The organism is Secundilactobacillus yichangensis (assembly GCF_016861565.1).
Lineage (GTDB): Bacteria > Bacillota > Bacilli > Lactobacillales > Lactobacillaceae > Secundilactobacillus > Secundilactobacillus yichangensis.
Genome location: NZ_BOLK01000001.1, coordinates 57,526 through 75,059 on the forward strand (window position 1 = coordinate 57,526; position 17,534 = coordinate 75,059).

At 44.8% G+C, this 17,534-nt stretch carries 17 protein-coding genes and 1 riboswitch; of the genes, 12 read left to right on the forward strand and 5 right to left on the reverse strand.

Annotated elements, in window-relative coordinates; all coding sequences use genetic code 11:
* Positions 1-9: 9 nt before the first annotated feature.
* Both thiF and thiS read right to left on the reverse strand, forming a co-directional pair.
* Positions 10-654, reverse strand: coding sequence for a sulfur carrier protein ThiS adenylyltransferase ThiF (thiF, locus tag JUE95_RS00285; protein ID WP_373305644.1), 645 nt, complete (start codon positions 652-654; stop codon positions 10-12).
* Between the two features lie 12 nt (positions 655-666).
* A complete protein-coding gene (thiS, locus tag JUE95_RS00290) occupies positions 667-867 on the reverse strand; it encodes a sulfur carrier protein ThiS (RefSeq protein ID WP_203648317.1) in 201 nt (66 codons plus the stop codon).
* Between the two features lie 115 nt (positions 868-982).
* Positions 983-1,072: riboswitch (TPP riboswitch) on the reverse strand.
* Positions 1,073-1,233: 161 nt separating this feature from the next.
* Here thiS and thiE point away from each other — a divergent pair.
* Positions 1,234-1,866 carry a thiamine phosphate synthase gene (gene thiE, locus JUE95_RS00295; RefSeq protein WP_203648319.1) on the forward strand — a complete coding sequence of 211 codons (633 nt, stop codon included), beginning with the start codon at positions 1,234-1,236 and terminating at the stop codon, positions 1,864-1,866.
* Between the two features lie 75 nt (positions 1,867-1,941).
* Here thiE and JUE95_RS00300 read toward each other — a convergent pair whose 3' ends face one another.
* The gene (locus JUE95_RS00300) at positions 1,942-2,703 is read right to left on the reverse strand and encodes a flavodoxin family protein (RefSeq protein WP_203648321.1); all 762 of its coding nucleotides are present in this window, start codon (positions 2,701-2,703) and stop codon (positions 1,942-1,944) included.
* 209 nt (positions 2,704-2,912) lie between these two features.
* On the opposite strand from JUE95_RS00300, the gene JUE95_RS00305 reads away from it, so the two are divergent.
* Genes JUE95_RS00305 through recO form a run of 5 tightly spaced genes read left to right on the forward strand, consistent with a single transcriptional unit; the run spans position 2,913 to position 6,481 of the window.
* Entirely contained in the window at positions 2,913-3,881 is a 969-nt protein-coding gene (locus JUE95_RS00305) for a PhoH family protein (protein ID WP_203648323.1), read from the forward strand.
* Between the two features lie 15 nt (positions 3,882-3,896).
* Positions 3,897-4,382 (forward strand): rRNA maturation RNase YbeY, encoded by a 486-nt coding sequence (gene ybeY, locus JUE95_RS00310; protein ID WP_203648325.1) that lies wholly within the window; start codon positions 3,897-3,899, stop codon positions 4,380-4,382.
* Entirely contained in the window at positions 4,366-4,767 is a 402-nt protein-coding gene (locus JUE95_RS00315) for a diacylglycerol kinase family protein (protein ID WP_203648327.1), read from the forward strand. Before ybeY ends, JUE95_RS00315 begins: the two co-directional genes overlap by 17 nt.
* Before the next feature lie 14 nt (positions 4,768-4,781).
* Positions 4,782-5,687 (forward strand): GTPase Era, encoded by a 906-nt coding sequence (gene era / locus JUE95_RS00320; protein ID WP_203648329.1) that lies wholly within the window; start codon positions 4,782-4,784, stop codon positions 5,685-5,687.
* A 14-nt stretch (positions 5,688-5,701) separates the two neighbouring features.
* Positions 5,702-6,481, forward strand: a complete 780-nt coding sequence (recO, locus tag JUE95_RS00325; protein ID WP_203648330.1) for a DNA repair protein RecO — start codon at positions 5,702-5,704, stop codon at positions 6,479-6,481.
* 57 nt (positions 6,482-6,538) lie between these two features.
* Here the strand turns inward: recO and JUE95_RS00330 are convergent, their stop codons facing one another.
* Positions 6,539-7,960, reverse strand: coding sequence for an NAD-dependent succinate-semialdehyde dehydrogenase (locus tag JUE95_RS00330; protein WP_203648332.1), 1,422 nt, complete (start codon positions 7,958-7,960; stop codon positions 6,539-6,541).
* 353 nt (positions 7,961-8,313) lie between these two features.
* Between JUE95_RS00330 and JUE95_RS00335 the strand changes: the two genes are divergently transcribed.
* From JUE95_RS00335 to JUE95_RS00360, 6 genes are all read left to right on the forward strand, one after another.
* Complete coding sequence (locus JUE95_RS00335; protein WP_203648334.1) at positions 8,314-9,723, forward strand: MFS transporter; 1,410 nt, start codon at positions 8,314-8,316, stop codon at positions 9,721-9,723.
* Between the two features lie 313 nt (positions 9,724-10,036).
* Positions 10,037-10,963: a glycine--tRNA ligase subunit alpha gene (gene glyQ / locus JUE95_RS00340; RefSeq protein WP_089087908.1), complete on the forward strand. Its 927-nt coding sequence runs from the start codon at positions 10,037-10,039 to the stop codon at positions 10,961-10,963.
* Complete coding sequence (glyS, locus tag JUE95_RS00345; RefSeq protein ID WP_203648336.1) at positions 10,963-13,035, forward strand: glycine--tRNA ligase subunit beta; 2,073 nt, start codon at positions 10,963-10,965, stop codon at positions 13,033-13,035. Before glyQ ends, glyS begins: the two co-directional genes overlap by 1 nt.
* Positions 13,036-13,259: 224 nt before the next feature.
* The gene (locus JUE95_RS00350; protein WP_203648338.1) at positions 13,260-14,294 is read left to right on the forward strand and encodes a GW dipeptide domain-containing protein; all 1,035 of its coding nucleotides are present in this window, start codon (positions 13,260-13,262) and stop codon (positions 14,292-14,294) included.
* A gap of 228 nt (positions 14,295-14,522) precedes the next feature.
* Positions 14,523-15,677, forward strand: a complete 1,155-nt coding sequence (locus JUE95_RS00355) for a hypothetical protein (protein ID WP_203648340.1) — start codon at positions 14,523-14,525, stop codon at positions 15,675-15,677.
* A 185-nt stretch (positions 15,678-15,862) separates the two neighbouring features.
* Complete coding sequence (locus JUE95_RS00360; RefSeq protein ID WP_203648342.1) at positions 15,863-17,029, forward strand: hypothetical protein; 1,167 nt, start codon at positions 15,863-15,865, stop codon at positions 17,027-17,029.
* Positions 17,030-17,172: 143 nt separating this feature from the next.
* On the opposite strand, the gene JUE95_RS00365 is transcribed toward JUE95_RS00360, so the two are convergent.
* Complete coding sequence (locus JUE95_RS00365; RefSeq protein ID WP_203648344.1) at positions 17,173-17,421, reverse strand: hypothetical protein; 249 nt, start codon at positions 17,419-17,421, stop codon at positions 17,173-17,175.
* Positions 17,422-17,534 lie beyond the last annotated feature (113 nt).

Here is a 17,534-nt window from a genome sequence, read left to right on the forward strand (position 1 = left end):
TATTTCCTCCTAAATATTGGTTTCTCCTAAAATTAAACGGGTAATCATATTTGCTTCGTGACCCGCCGCAATCATAACTCGCGGTGCCATAAGACCTTCAGCACCGGTAGTCGTGCCGTCACCCGCAATGTACAGGTTAGGGCGGACTTGTTTGGTGACAATGGAGTTGGAACTGTGTGTGCCCGCCATCCCAGTTGCCATGACCATGGGCTTGTCAGGGAAAAATTCACTGGCTGCGTCTAGTAGCATGGCTTTAGCACTGGGGTTATCAAATGCTTCACAGATAATGTCGGCATCAGCGAAGAATTTCGCTACGTTATCGTGAGTTACTTTTTCGACTAGAGTGTCGATAGTGACGAAGGGGTTGAACTCCTGCAGGTTTTGTTTGAGAGCGGTGACCTTGTCCATGCCCACTTGACTGAGCTTAAACTGCTGTCGGTTCAAGTTACTCAGTTCAACTTGGTCAAAATCGATCAGGGTCAAATACCCGACTCCGATTCGCGCTAGCGCGATGGCGATGTTGGAACCCAAACCGCCAGCACCGGCAATGGTTACGTGAGCTTTGGCTAAGCGATCGGTGGAATTTACAACGTTGCGGTCCTTCATCCCTTGATAAACATCTGCAATGGCCATTCCTTGAATAGTTGGCTGCATGCGCATTCCTCCTTAACGACCGCCACCGACAAACGATATGAGTTCCAGTTTGTCATCCGGTTTAATAAGTGTCTGTTCGTATTCAGGCCGATGAATAATCGTCCCGTTTAACTCCACAACAACGTTATCGACAGGCGTCTTGCGCTGTTGTAAAAACGTGAGTAGGCTTTGACCAGCAGCGTCTGCTAGTGGCTCGCCGTTTACAGTAACCATAAAAAAGCCCCTTTCCGTTTGTCTACGAGGAAGGGGATACGTTATCAAGTCCGGTTTATTAACCACTCCTGCACGAAAAAAGGCCTTTCATGCAGGAAGGTCTTTGGGCTGATAAATTCAGTAAAAGTTGTCTTCCTTCGGTAGTACAAACTACATCAGGTTCGATGGGTTTAATCTCAGCCAATTGGCACCCCAGACGAACTAACGTTATTTAATTTTTAAAATTGAGTCACTTTTCGGACTCATTGGTTATATTTATAAGCTAGAACGTTGTGGAAGTCAAGCAAGAATATTCACGTGACAAGTGCGGAAATTTTCGATAGACTGTTGGCGAGTATTAGAAATTCAGCTAATTGGGAGGCAATTATGAAAATTAGTAATCGACCGCTGTATTTAGTGACGGATGCGTTAAATTATTCGGAGGCGGAGTTTCTGAGAATAATTGACGAAGCGTGTCAGGGCGGGGTTGATCTTGTTCAACTACGTGAAAAAGAGTTAACTAGTTTGCAATATTTCCAGCGGGCTTACGCTGTTAAACAAATCACTGACAAGTATCAAATACCGTTACTCATTGATGATCGGTTAGATATTGCGCAGGCGGTGAAGGCTGCGGGAGTGCACCTTGGACAAAAGGACTTACCCGTCGAAGCTGCCCGGCAGATATTGGGTCCGGATGCGATTATTGGAGCGACCGCGAAAACGCTTGAACAAGCACGATCAGCGGTCGAACAGGGTGCTGATTATCTTGGAGTAGGGGCCATTTTTCCAACGACCACTCACGTTGAGACGGTTCGAACCAGTGTTGATACGCTTAAGGCGATTAAGCAAACAGTTGATATTCCAGTTTATGCTATCGGCGGTTTAAACGCTGCTAATGTTGAAACGGTTAAACCAGCAGGTGTTGACGGTGTAGCCGTTGTTTCCGCAATTATGAAAGCCAACGCTCCGCTAACAGCTGCGCAACGGTTACGCCAGCAAATTATTGCTGTAACGCAATAAAAATTAACCGCCCATTCAGTAAAATGAGCGGTTACTTGGCATATACAAATATATAATTGCTAAATACAATAATGCTTACCGGCGCCGATGCTTAACAACGGTGAAGAAGTGCAAAATGCTGGCCAGTAACATAAAGAAGATCAGTACGAAACTAGCATAAACGACCCAGAATTCCCCGGCAGAAATTAAGTGGAACAAAAATTGGATGCCCATTGTTAAGAAAGCCATGACGGCAACCATGCAAAAAAGTTCGATATAACGTTTCAATGTATTATCATCTCGTTTCGGTTTAGTGATCAGTTTGCTTCCCAGTCGCTTGCATTCAGCTAGTTTACCCGCTGGAATCTGCTTCATGAATAAGGTTCCTGGTAGAACCAGTTCGTTGATCTTGATCAAACCCGCAGCGGACATGATCTTATCGATGGTCCGGAAACTAGTGTCGGTGATTCCGGAGACAAAGTTTTCAAACGTTCCGGCGTAGCAGCTGGTGATGCTGAGATAGTGCTTATTTTCAAAGCGGTCCGGATGAGTGCCACCCTTATGATCGAAGCGAACCAGACGACCGCGCATGCAGTCTAGAAAGTCTTTCATTTTACCTGCTAGGCCACCCCAGTAAGTGGGAGCAGCCAGTACCCAGACGTCACTTTCTAATAGCTTAGCGGTCAGCTGATCTAAAACTGGGTCACGCTTGCCAGCCTGATCAGGGTGAAAATCATAGTCCTCCAAGTAAATTGTTTCGGTGGTATGAGGTGCTGGTACGTTCTCCAAAACTGTCGAGAGCATACGAGCTGTCAAACCGTCGTGTCGATGAGCCCCAAGAATGCCAAGAATTTTCAAGGTAACATCCCTCCTATCTAGGGAATATGATACCGCAAATATGTTATATTTGGGATGATAATTTTGTTATATTCTGATAAATGAATGGCTCACTTTGAACCTGAAAATGGCGCTCCAATCGCTTACATCACACTTGGTCGAGCTTTTCTGACAGCTTTGTCGTATAATGGTCTAAGAAATCTAATTTAATGTAAAGGAGTCAATTGTATTTGGCTGACAATACGCAAACTGAAAAAGAATATATCTTAGCAAATCCAGAACAGGGAGTCGCTATTTTGGGTGCGCAGGATCAGTTCGTTTCGCTCTTAGAAGAAGGGTTAAACGTAACCATTCATCCATTTGGCAATTCCATTAAGGTTGCCGGTGAACCGTTTCAGGTCCAAAAGGCCATGGACATCCTAAAGAATATGGATAAGCTGATCCAGCAAGGCATTCAGCTGAATAGTGCCGACGTCATGAGTGCCATGAAGATGGCTGACAAGGGCACTCTGGAATACTTCTTGGATCTGTATACCGAAACCCTGATTAAGGATGCTAAGGGCCGTGCCGTACGGGTAAAAAATTACGGCCAACGGCAGTACATTGACGCAATTAAGCATAATGACGTGACCTTTGGTGTTGGTCCCGCTGGTACTGGTAAAACCTATTTAGCAGTGGTGATGGCCATTGCTGCTTTGAAGCGCGGCGACGTTGAAAAAATTATTCTGACCCGACCTGCCGTTGAGGCGGGTGAGTCCCTTGGCTTTTTGCCAGGTGATTTGAAGGATAAAGTTGACCCTTACCTGCGGCCAATCTACGATGCCTTGTACGCCATCCTTGGAGCAGAACACACCAACCGTTTAATGGAACGCGGCGTGATTGAAATTGCGCCGTTGGCCTACATGCGTGGCCGTACTTTAGATGGTGCGTTTGTTATTTTAGACGAGGCTCAAAACACGACGAATATGCAAATGAAGATGTTTTTGACCCGGCTTGGTTTCGGTTCAAAGATGATTGTTAACGGCGATATTACGCAAATTGATTTACCGCGGCATAGCCAAAGCGGGCTGGTTCAGGCCATGGGAATTCTGAAGAATGTGAATCACATTGACTTTGTACAGTTTACGGCTGACGACGTGGTTCGCCACCCAGTGGTTGCCGCAATTATTAATGCTTATGAAGCTGTGGAAAATAAATAAGGACGAGTATAAAACATGGATTTAGAAATTTACGATGAAACTAAAAATGGCGTTCCAGAAGAACACGTTAAATTAGTCAAAGACGTACTGGAGTACGCTGGCAAGTACATTAAACTTAAGGAAAACACCGAAATGTCAGTGACGTTTGTTAACAATGACCGCATTCAAGAAATTAACCGCGAATACCGTGGCGTTGACCGGGCAACGGATGTCATTAGCTTTGCCATTGAAGACAGTGCTGAAGATGACGAATTTCCAATTGTAATGGATGAAGAACTAGAGGAAGAAATTCCGGAAAACATCGGCGATATCTTTGTTTCAGTTGATAAGGTTGGCGAACAAGCAGAATATTTGGAACACTCTTACGAACGTGAGCTGGGCTTTTTAGTTGTTCACGGTTTCCTTCATCTTAACGGTTACGACCATATGGAGCCTGAAGACGAAAAAGTGATGTTCAAACTACAAAGGGATATACTCGACGCATATGGGCTTAAACGATAAACAAGTAAATAAAAACCATAACTTCTTTCAATCGCTGATTCACGCTTTAGACGGGGTTTATAGCCTTGTGTCTACCGAACGTAATTTTCGTAAACACATTATTTTGGCTGCCATTGCGGTGATTATGGGGATTTGGCTGCAACTGACTACTAACGAGTGGCTTTGGATCACTTTGGCTATTTTCGTGGTGGTAGTGGCTGAGGTTTTGAATACCGTAGTCGAGTCCATCGTTGATTTGATTGTTGACCATCACTACCATGATGAAGCCAAAAAAGCTAAGGACGTTGCCGCTGGCGGTGTTTTGATTGCGGCTATTTTTGCGGTGGTGATTGGCTGTCTGATTTTTATTCCAGAACTGATACAGAAATTTAACATTCACTTATAGGAGGGAAGTACATTTTGGATAATCCAAATTATCGAAGTGGTTTCGTGGCCATTGTTGGTCGGCCAAACGTCGGCAAGTCAACCTTACTAAATCGGGTGGTGGGTCAAAAAGTTGCCATCATGTCCGACAAACCACAAACAACACGTAACAAGATTCAGGGAATCTACACAACGGACGATGCGCAAATTGTTTTTATTGATACGCCAGGGATTCATAAACCGAAGAGCGAGCTGGGCGACTACATGATGAAGTCAGCGTTGTCTTCTTTAAATGAAGTTGACGCGGTGATCATGATGGTCAATGCAGAACAGCGGCGCGGTGCCGGCGACAATTTCATTATTGACCGCCTGAAAACAGTTAAAAAGCCGGTTTATTTAGTTGTTAATAAAATTGATCAGATCACCCCTGATGACTTGTTAGTTGTGATTGATCAGTATAAAGATGCCCTTAAGTGGCAGGAAGTATTGCCAATTTCTGCTTTGGAAGGCAACAACGTTGAAGAACTGTTAAACGAGTTGGTTGGCAAGCTGCCACATGGGCCTCAGTACTATCCTGACGATCAGGTCACTGACCATCCGGAGCGATTCGTCGTTTCCGAACTGATTCGGGAAAAGATTTTTCAGTTGACCCGTCAGGAAATTCCGCATTCAGTTGCGGTAGTGGTTGACAAAATGAGTCGTCAAAACGAACAGAAAATTCATGTTCAGGCGACCATCATTGTTGATCGGCCGACTCAAAAGGGAATTCTAATCGGTAAGGGCGGTTCCATGCTAAAGAAGATTGGGACGCTGGCTCGTCAGGATATTGAAAATCTGTTGGGCGATAAAGTTTACCTTGAACTTTGGGTCAAGGTTGTTCCGGGTTGGCGTGACAAATCATCAGCCTTGCAATCATACGGGTACCGTAAAGACGATTATTAGAGTGTGGTGATACGATGACTGGACAACTCATGAATTTTCATGGCATTGTCATGTATCAAAAAGAATATCGCGAACGAGATATGCTGATTAAGTTTTTCACCGAAGAGGCTGGTAAGCGGATGTTTTTTATCCGTGGTGCCAAGAAGCGCGGGTTTAAAATGACGGCTGATTTGCTGCCATTTACTTATGGCGTGTATGCCGGTGATATTCGTGAGCCAGGACTGTCATTTATTAATGCGGCTAAGGATACGGCTAACTTTACCAATATCGGTCAGGATATTTCTAAAAATGCCTACGCTACTTACATCATGTCGCTGCTGGACATGGCGATTCCAGACAATCAGCTCCTCGGGGGCTGGTATCAGCGTCTGTTTCACGCTCTGTCACTGATCAATAATGGTTTAGATGAAGCCATTATAAGCAATATCTTTGAAGTTCAGATGATGAGTTTGTTTGGGGTAGAACCGAATTTGCGGCAATGCGTCATTTGCGGTCGGACGGATCTCCCCTTTGACTATTCTGAATCCTATGGGGGGCTTTTATGCCAGGCACACTGGCATTTAGACCCCAACCGGCTAGATTTAGATCAACGAACGATTTATTACCTGCGCCAGTTTTCAGCAATTGATTTAACTAAGCTGAAAACCATTAGCGTTCACGAAGAGACTAAGCAGCATTTACGTCGAGCTTTGGATATGATCTATGCAGATACGATTGGGGTCTACCCTAGGTCTAAGCGTTTCATAGATCAGATGATGAAGTGGAAACCGTTAGATAATCAAAAAAATGAGTAAAAAACGCCTGCAATTATATTGATTGCAGGCGTTTTTGTGGATCAGGATTGTAATGAATTAAGCTGGATCAGTTGCTACTAAACCACCGGCAACGTTATCCAAGTTTGGTTTGTCAGTTTTAACGATCAGTTGTTCGTTAACAAAGGCCATTTCACCGATATGACTCATTTCACGGCCGTAACCGGAAAGCTTAACGCCACCGAATGGCAGTTCTGGTAAGGTCACCATGAAGTTGTTAACGAAAACCATTCCAGTTTCGATTTGAGCGGCTACTTCTGCGCCGTGGTCGGCATCGCCGGCAAAGACGATTCCGCCTAGACCATAAGGGTTGTCGTTAGCTAATTCAATAGCTTCTTCTTCAGAATGAACCTTGTAAACAGCGGCAACTGGGCCAAACATTTCTTCTGAGTACGCGGGATTATCCTTGTCGATGTCAGTCAAAATGGTTGGCATGAAGAATTGGCCTGGCAAGTCGATCGGTTCGTTGCCGTAAACCACTTTTGCGCCGGCGGCAATTGCATCATCGACTTGTTTTTGCAGTTTATTCTTGGCCTTTTCACGGTTCATTGGCGCCAATGAAGTCTTAGGATCTAGCGGGTCGCCAGGGACAACTTTACTAAATTTCTCCTTTAAGCCGTCAACAAATTGGTCATAAACGTTGTCCATCACGATGAAACGCTTGGATGAAGTACATACTTGACCAGCATTATAGAGACGGGCACGCCATGCAATGTCAATGACGTCGTCCATGTTGGCATCGTCTAGCACGATAAATGGGTCCATCCCACCAAGTTCCATAGTGTTCTTCTTGAGGTTCTTGCCGGCCGCACCAGCAACCGCAGTACCGCCCCGTTCTGAACCAGTCAGTGCGACACCTTGAACCCGTGGATCTTCAATGGCCTCGGTGACTTTATCGTATGACAGGAAGAGGTTAGTTAGTGATCCTTCTGGCGCGCCGGCTTCAGCAACCACGTCGGCGAACATTTGTGCACTGGCAGGTGTATTGGCAGCGTGCTTTAAAATCATTGGGTTACCCACGATAAAGTTCGGCGCGAACACCCGCATAATTTGGTAGTAAGGGAAGTTCCATGGTTCTACCATCATGACGATACCCGTTGCTGAATGACGAATTTCAGCTTCACCCGTAGCAATGGTATCAATTTTTTCAGGGGTCAGGATTTCTTCACCGTGGTCAGCGAACCAGTCGGCGATAATGGCGCATAGTTCAACTTCGCCTTCGGATTCGCGAAGTAGTTTACCCATGTCGATGGTGCAGGTTCGTGCTAGTTCTGCGGAATGTTCACGTAACTTAGCGGCAACGTTGTGTAAAATAGCGGCCCGTTCCGCTACCGGCTGCTTTTTGTTTTGTTTGTAAAGCGCGTGACCAGTTGCTAGCGCAGCCTGTAATTCAGCTTCAGTAGTATAAGCATATTCTTTGACGGCTTCATTGTTATAGGGATTAATAGTTGCATAAGCCATTTGAAAATTCCTCCTTTTAATTCGTAAGAAAAATTGTCATAAATAAATTGGTAAACCCAAAAATGAACTTTGATACGATATTAAAAATACACTTCATTGGAGCATTTTACAATAGTCTAGCTTGTGATTTTAATTTCAAAATAGCTTTATGGCAATTAAAGAGCGCTTAACTATATTCACAAAATAAGCAATTAAGATAAAACAGTTTGTGAAAGCAACTGATTTTTGTGTGATAAATTATAAAATTGGTATAGTTTATCATAAAAGTCTTTTTTAACGTGAGCTTTAACGCACCCTAAATCTTAAATACCAGTTATAATCAGGCCAATAAGAGTAGATTGGGGGTTGTCAAAATGAGCGAAACTCAGCCACGACGGTGGTGGATCCTGCTCTCTATCGGGATTTTTGCCTTTATGAGCAACTTGGATTCCAGCATCGTTAACGTTGCCATGCCAGTGATGGCGAAGCAGCTGGTCATTCCCATGAATAAAATTGAATGGGTGGTGTCCATTTATTTGATCGTGGTTAGCGCGTTATTGCTATTTTTCGGTAAATTAGGTGATATGTACGGTAAAATTAAAGTTTTTCGAATTGGCACAGCCATTTTTATCATTGGGTCTTTCATTTCAGGGCTGCAGTGGACCTTTGAGCTTTTACTGCTGGGCCGGGTGATACAGGGGATTGGTTCGGCGATGACTTTATCTAACACTTATGGCATCACTACCGCAACGTTTAATCTAAAGGAACGTGGCAAAGCCATGGGATTGATTGGCACCTTCGTGTCCTTTGGTGCAGTTGCCGGCCCAGGGGTTGGCGGACTAGTGCTGTCTCATTTTAGCTGGGGATACATTTTTTGGATCAACGTTCCACTAGGCATTTTTGCGATTATTCTTGGTCAAATTGTCTTGCCTAAATCGATGCCAGAATCAGCGGATAGAAAAATCGATTGGCCGGGCTCGGTTTCTTTTGCGCTATTGATCGTCAGTCTGTTTCTCGCCATTTTCTGGGGACAAGAGGTGGGGTATTTCACTGCGGTACCGCTATCTGGTTACGTGATTGCCGTGGTTTCAGTCGTTTGGTTTATCAGTGCTGAACGCCACAGTACTGCACCCTTAATGCCACTGAGTATTTTCAAAATTAAGCCGTTCTCCTATGGTATCGGCGCCGCTATTTTAATTTTCTTATCCAACTTTTTTACGGTTGTTCTCATGCCATTTTATTTAGAGGATGCCCGCGGTTTAAGTGCTGGGCAGGCCGGCTTACTGATGATTATCTTTCCAGTGGTAACGATGATTGCGGGGCCAATCGGTGGGGTGTTAGCCGACCGCTTTAACCCTGCCAAAATTGTGACGCTGGGACTGAGTACCGTGGCGCTGTCGCAATTAGGTTACTGGTTCTTAGACCTTCACAGCTCGCTGTGGGTCTACGGTGCCATCACGGTGATCATGGCGACTGGCACCGGTTTATTTCAATCCCCAAACAGCGATATCGTCATGTCCGTAGTGGACAAGGACCAGCTTGGCAGTGCCGGCAGTATTAACGCCTTGGCACGGAATGTCGGCATGGTGTCCGGCACTGCGTTATCCACCACGGTACTATTCAGCGTCATGAGTTTTATCGCCCACACTAAGGTCACTACGTATCTACCAAATCAGCCGCAATTATTTATTTCGGGTATGCACGTGGCTTTTACTGGATCGTTTATTTTCATTGTTTTAGCAATTCTGCTTTCTTTAAAGCAGGGGGAGCTGGACTTAAAGTAATTCGTTAGTTGAGATTGACTTTTATTTTGCAGACGCTTAAAATAATGGGGAATTGAATAGTGATTGGCAATGAAAAAAGAGGGTTGGTTTAACGGTCAAACAGCGACTTCGGAATAGGTGCAAGCCGAAGTGACCGTGAATCAATTGGCACTTTTCGAGCTGATGCAAACGAAGCTGCTGGGGTCACCCAGAAGTAGGGTGGAACCGCGAAATATAACTTTCGTCCCTATGTAGGTCTATCAGACTACATTGGGACGTTTTTTTGTGCCGTTTGTCTCTCATCATTGCCGTCACACAATAGGAGGATATAGTTTTGACCAAGAAATTGTCAATGCAACAAATCATCTTGACCTTGCAGCAATATTGGTCCGCACAAGGCTGCATGCTGATGCAGGCTTACGATACGGAAAAGGGTGCCGGGACCATGAGCCCGTACACCTTTTTGCGGGCAATCGGCCCAGAGCCTTGGAACGCGGCTTACGTAGAACCATCACGGCGGCCAGCGGATGGCCGGTATGCTGAAAACCCCAACCGGTTATATCAACACCACCAGTTCCAAGTTGTGATGAAGCCCTCACCAGAAAACATTCAGGACCTGTATTTAAACAGTTTAAAAGAATTGGGTATCGATCCTTTGGAACACGATATTCGGTTCGTTGAAGATAACTGGGAGAACCCTTCAATGGGCTGTGCCGGTGTTGGTTGGGAAGTTTGGCTTGATGGGATGGAAGTCTCTCAATTCACCTATTTCCAAATCGTTGGCGGCCTGGAAGTGGATCCTGTCACATCAGAAATCACTTACGGTCTCGAACGGCTGGCTTCGTACATCCAAGACGTTGACAGTGTCTTCGATTTGGAATGGGGCGATGGTGTCATGTATGGTGACATTTTCCGGGAACCCGAAATCGAACACTCAACTTACAGTTTTGAAAAGAGCAACCAAGAGATGCTGCTGCAGATGTTTGATGATTATGAAGGCGAAGCTAAAAAGCAGATTGCTAACGGCTTAGTGCACCCAGCTTACGACTACATTTTGAAGTGTTCACACACCTTTAACCTGTTGGACGCTCGCGGTGCCGTTTCCGTTACTGAACGGGCCGGTTATCTGTCTCGGATTCGCCGAATGGCACACTCTGTTGCGAGAGCCTTTGTTGCTAAACGAAAAGAATTCGGCTTCCCGTTGATCAAAGACGAGAAAAAACGGCAAGCATTATTAGCAGACGGGGAGGACAAGAAGTAATGGCACATACATTTTTACTTGAAATTGGTTTGGAAGAGATGCCTGCTCACGTTGTGACCCCAAGCATCAAACAATTAGTTCAAAAAACCAAGAAGTACCTCAAAGATGAACGCATCAGTTTTGATGACATCACACCGTTTTCAACACCACGTCGATTAGCTATTCAAATTAGTGGCTTAGCTGACAAACAGCCGGACGTTGACAAAGAAGTCAAGGGACCCGCTAAGAAAATTGCCTTGGATAAGGATGGCAACTGGTCCAAAGCCGCCCAAGGATTCACTCGCGGCCAAGGGGTTACGGTGGACGACATCACCTTTAAAGAATTAAAGGGTACGGAATACGTCTACGTTCAAAAACACATTGCTGGTCAATCAGTAGAATCAGTCTTAGCTGGTTTGAAGGACGTCGTTACTGGCATGACTTTCCCAACCATGATGAAGTGGGGCAGTTACCACTTTGAATACATTCGCCCAATCAAGTGGCTGGTAGCTTTGTTAGACGACAAGGTCATTCCGTTCCAAATCTTGGATATTAAAACCGACCGCAAAACTCGCGGCCACCGGTTCTTAGGCAAGACCATCACCTTGGCCAACGCCACCGATTACGAAGACGCCTTGAACAGTGAATTCGTCATTGCTGATGCTAAGAAGCGGAAAGCTAAGATTCAGGCTCAGATCGAAAAAATCGCTGCCGACAATAACTGGGTGATCAAGCTGAACCCTGATTTGTTGGAGGAAGTTAACAACTTGGTTGAATGGCCAACTGCCTTTACCGGCGGTTTTGATGAGAAGTACCTGGCCATTCCAGACGAAGTGCTGATCACTTCTATGCGTGATCACCAACGGTTCTTCTACGTTCTGGATCAAAACGGCAAGCTATTGCCGCACTTTGTTTCCGTTCGTAATGGAAATGCCGATCACATTCAAAATGTGGTTGCCGGTAACGAACGGGTGTTAGCAGCCCGTTTGGCCGATGCCATGTTCTTCTATGAAGAAGATCAAAGGCAGACCGTTGAAGACTACGTTGAACGGCTGAAGGCTGTCAGCTTCCACGACAAGATCAGTACCATGTACGACAAGATGCAACGGGTTGCTGTCATTGCCGAAAACCTGGGTAAGAAACTTGGCTTAGACGATACGCAGATCAAGGACCTTGTTCGGGCTGCTCACATCTACAAGTTTGACCTAGTTACCGGCATGGTTGGTGAATTTGCTGAATTGCAAGGGGTCATGGGTGAGAAGTACGCCTTATTGAACGGCGAAAACCCAGTGGTCGCTCAAGCAATCCGCGAACACTACATGCCAATTTCAGCCGATGGCGATTTACCAGAATCCACCGTTGGTGCTGTCTTAGCCATTGCCGATAAGATCGACAGTATTTTGACCTTCTTCGCTGCTGGTATGATTCCAAGCGGTTCTAACGACCCATACGCTTTGCGTCGTCAAGCGACTGGAATCGTGCGGATTATCCGTACCAACAAGTGGCACTTTAACCAGCAGATGGTGGAAGACGCCATTGCTGCTGAAACTAGTGCTAACGTGGCACCTGATCTGGATCAAAAGGCTCAAGTCAAAGCCGTTGGCGACTTCCTGCGTGACCGGATTAAAGTCACCTTACTGGGTGAAAAAGTTAAGCACGATATCGTGGATGCTGTCATCGGTGGACCAAACACCGACCTGCTGGACAACTTCACCACTGCTCAAGTATTGAGCGATCATCAAAACGACGATGACTTTAAGGGCACGATTGAAGCCTTAACCCGGGTTCTGCGGATTGCGCAGAAGGCAGATAAGAGCAAGCTGACTGCCGTTGATACCAGCTTATTTGATAACGACAGTGAACCAAAGCTTCACGATGCCGTTGATAAGGTTGCTAAACAGGCACCAGACATGGATATTTCCGCTTACTACGATGCTTTGGCCGCTTTGAAGACCGTCATTAACGACTACTTCGACGCAACCATGGTTATGGCCGATGACGAGAAGGTTAAGAATAATCGTCTTAGCCAGTTAAGTCAGTTATCCGATTTGATCTTGCACCTTGGCGACCTCAACCAGTTGATCGTTAAGTAAACAATTGGTCTAAAGCACTTCTAGCACAGTCTGGCAGTGTTGCTCGACAATGATGTTAAAAGTGATATAATTAAGTTACGCTATTAATGAAACTGAAATCAAATACCAGCTTGAGCGGCGGAGGCTCAAGCTGGTTTTTTGTGCATAATTTTTCTGGTAGTCGTTAAAAATGTTAGAATTAACTCGTGAAATGAATTTGATCGATCCTACAGGGAGGAAAAGCAATGCTCAAACATAAATGGTTAACGGGATTACTCACGGTGGGTTTGCTTGCTGGCGGGATTGGCGCTAGTTCGATTACTGCTCAAGCGAAGAGCTATGCTAAAGTCATTAAAACATCATATCCACTGGTTATATCAAGTACTTACCTGAACGTGACGGGTAAGAAGGCACTTTACAATAAGCCTGGGACAACTAAGGGCGCCAAAGTCGTCAAAACAACGGCTCAACTTAAACAATACGCTGCTTCAAAACGCGGGATGGATTCTTTTATGTACCTGCGAACGGCGACTACGAATAGACACAGTGTCTACCTTAAAATTGCAACCTTCGATCATAAAGTGCAAGGCTGGATCTATAATGGTAAAACAACAGACATTAGCGTTGGCTACGTTCGGTATAAGGATGCTGCTCATACAGTACCCGCTGGGGGTGTTACTTCCTTTAGGACGGTTACACCAAGTCCCTTAACTAAGGATGAGGCGACTGGGTTCTACCATTTAGCCAATCCGGGTACTGCCAATGATGGTACCGCAAAGGTTTACTCGACACCATTCGAGACCGGTCCGTTTGAAGTGGAAATTAACATGCCTAACAAGGTTTCGTCAGCTGACTATGCTAACGATGTGTTTGTGATCAATGCTGCTGAGACGCGGACGCGCCAAGGCGACCGCTGGTTAAGTGTCCAAGACCTTTCTAATCGGCGAATTGCCGGTGTCATTAGAGACGGCTCCTTAAAAAAGATTGCTCCCGTTAGCGCGCAGGACGGCGTGACGGTCAACTATGTTGAAAGAAGTACCGGTCAAAAAGTTGGCTCTGTGATCGTTCCATTTGGGACAACGGTCGGTAAAACGACGATGGACTTTGGCTATGAATTCGATACCGCACCAAGCCAATCAACTCAATATATGAACATACCTGCTGGTTATATACCTGCTTATTCAGAAGATGACGGGTTTGGTTCACAGCCAGGAGCTCAAAATGTCAGCAAGGGTTCTGTTGTCACTTACTATGTACAAAAGAAAACTAACTCAAATTAAACTTGAGTAGGGACAAATAAAGGAGCGTTTGGAATGATCAGCATTCTAAACGCCCTTTTTGATTACAAACATTAACTTTGTGAAGCGGACTGAGGACACTTACAAGTTCACTTTATGTTATTTTTTCACACCCCTTGTCAAGCGCTTGTCTGCAGTGAGTAGCGTTGCTATACTTAAATCATCAGGTGGGTCGTTTTTAGCAATTATTTAGGGAGAAGGACTTTTAAAATGCGAACAGGATTTAAAGCGACGCTGGCTGGCTTTGCAGTGACGTTAGGCCTATTAGGTTTAACGGCTGTGTCAGCTCACGCGGATGCACCGTCAATTGCGGTTTCAGCGAACGCAGCGTTTAAACACGTCAAATTAGATAGCACTTTTATGTACAATGAATATACCAAGGTGACACCATACCATTTAAAGTCGGCCAAGAAGTCGGTTTATATGTGGAATGATACGCACACCAAGAAGCTCCATAATTTAAGGAGCTATCCGAGTTATACCTGGTACCAAACGGCTACGGGGACGAAGGGTAATTCCAAGTATGTCCGGGTCACTAATTTTCCACAGACTAAAGTGGGCTGGGTCTGGACTGGTTACTTATCCAAGGGTTATAACAGCAAAGGCTATCAGGTTACCAGCAAACGTTATACTCAGCCGACATACGCTGGCGGACCATTTCACGTTGCTGATCCTAGCAAGAATGCTTACCTATGGGATTGGTCGCACACCAAGGTTCGTTTGAACCTGAAGGATTATACCAATCAGAATCTTTCTAAGCGTAATTCAGTGCTTATGCAGCATAGCGGTAAGAAAACTTGGTATGCCTATGTAACAGTTAAGACTAAAAAGGGTGATGTGTCAGGGTATGTGGCCACCAGTCTGTTAGCGGCTGGCAATACCAGCAACCACGCCAATACGGATTTTGTCTATCCAAACGGTTTTAACACCACTGCTGACTATCTGGAATACATCAAGGATAGCAACTATCAAAAGCTCACCCGTTCGATCATGGCGCTGTTCCCGAATACCCCCGTTGATCTGGGAATGTCAAAGATTGCCGCGAACAACTATGATTCCCGCTCAACAATTGATGGTGAAGAAGATGACGACGCGATTCCAACCAAGGGTTACAAGGATATTATTGCGTTCAATAAAGTGTCCCAATACCTCTATGATAATCGTGCGGCTTCCAATGACACGAAGATTGCCGGTGTCAAAAAACTACTGGATGCCGAAGGATATACTCAGGCTAAGCGGAATTCAATGACGGATTATAAACTGGGTATTTACATCGTTAACAATATCCCATTCAATTCATCAAATGATCAGACTGCTGATGGTAAGCTGGCCTGGTATGATTTGGCAGTAGGGAAAGCTGAATAGTATTAAGTGAAGTTAGAAAACCGTTCTGGACTAATCGTTCAGAGCGGTTTTTGCTGATTTTTAAATTTTAAATAATTAAGTTGCAAAACCTTTGCTTGATATCAGCGGTCTAGACTATACTCAAGCTGTTGATGAATTCCTATTCATAGCAATTATTCGGGGATTAATTAGGGAGGAAGATCCAAATGCGCAGAAAAATTAAGATTACTTTGGCTGGTTTTGCAGCTACGCTAGGCTTGCTGAGTTTGACGGCTGTGCCAGCGCATGGAGCTACGCAGTCGCTTGCGTCTATGTGGAAAACGTCATATAAAAATTTGAACTTAGACAATAATTTTGAATATAACCGCTATACTAAAGTGACTGCGTACCACTTGAAGTCGGCCAAAAAGTCGGTTTATATGTGGAACGATACACATACCAAGAAACTGTATAATTTAAAAAACTACCCGACTTATACCTGGTACCAAGGGGCCACGGGGACAAGAGGACATTCTAAGTATGTCTATGTCTCCAATTTTCCCCAAAGTAAACGGGGTTGGGTTTGGGCAGGCTATCTGTCTAAAGGGTATAACAGCAAGGGCTATCAAGTTACCAGTAAGCGCTATAGTGAGCCGACTTATGGCGGTGGTGACTATCACGTTATCAGTGCCAACAAGAATGCTTATTTGTGGGATTGGTCGCACACTAAGGTACGCGCGAACTTGAAAGATTATACTAACGTTAATCTTTCTCGGCGCCATTCGATTCGTTTGAAACACAATGGTAAGGAAACCTGGTACGCTTATGTGGGAGTTCCAATCACTACCAAGAATAAAAGAGAAATGGTCTTTGGTTATGTGGCTTGGAGTTTGATTGCTCCTGGTAAGACGATTAATCACGCAAATACGGATATCGTCTATCCGAACGATTTTACCAGTACAGCCGATTATCTGGAGTACATTAAGGACAGTAATTATCAAAAGCTGACCCGTTCGATTATGGAGCTGTTTCCAAACACACCGGTTGATTTGGGCATGTCGCAGATTGCAGCTAATAACTACGGCTACCGAACGCTTGTAGATGGTGACGACGGCGATGATGACGCAGTTTCAACTAAGGGTTATCAGAATATTATCGCGTTCAATCAAATATCTAAGTATCTCTATGACAATCGGGCTGCTTCAAACGATACCAAAATCGCGGGTGTTAAGAAACTGCTGGATGAGGAAGGTTACACCCAGGCTAAGCGAAACCAGCTGACTAACTATAAGCTAGGCATTTACAACATTAACAATATTCCACTTAAGGAGATTGATGAAACACCGGATGGTAAGATGGCTTGGTACAGTTTGGCGATTGGGGAAACTAAATAACGGACTGAAGTCGACTACAACTTTTTAAAGCTGCAGTCGGCTTTTTTAATGACTTTAGAAATATCATGATTGTCTTGCCTGGAAACAGGCTGGCATAAAATGCTTGATGGCAAAAGAATTGTCTCAAACCAACCTTTTGCGAGTCACGATACTTGTGCCCGAACAAAATATTTATTGATCACGAACTGGTGGCGCTGATTGTAGTGGCCATAGACGGCAATCTTGGCGTTCGCATGTGCCCGGTATAAGAAGTCTAAGGCATGCTGAACCACAATACAGTGTAATGTTTGCCCATCAACTGTTAGAATAGGAATATACAGCATTGTAGGCACTTGCTTGATTACCTTTGGGTCTGCCATCAGTGTGCCAGTTAAGTTAATGAATTTGGTCATCTTCAACACCACCTTTTAAAGTTAAATTCATTATACAAACACATGTTCGCATAATCAAGTCAAATGTGCTCTTTTTAATTGACTACATATGAGGGTGTTTTAGTTGCACATAT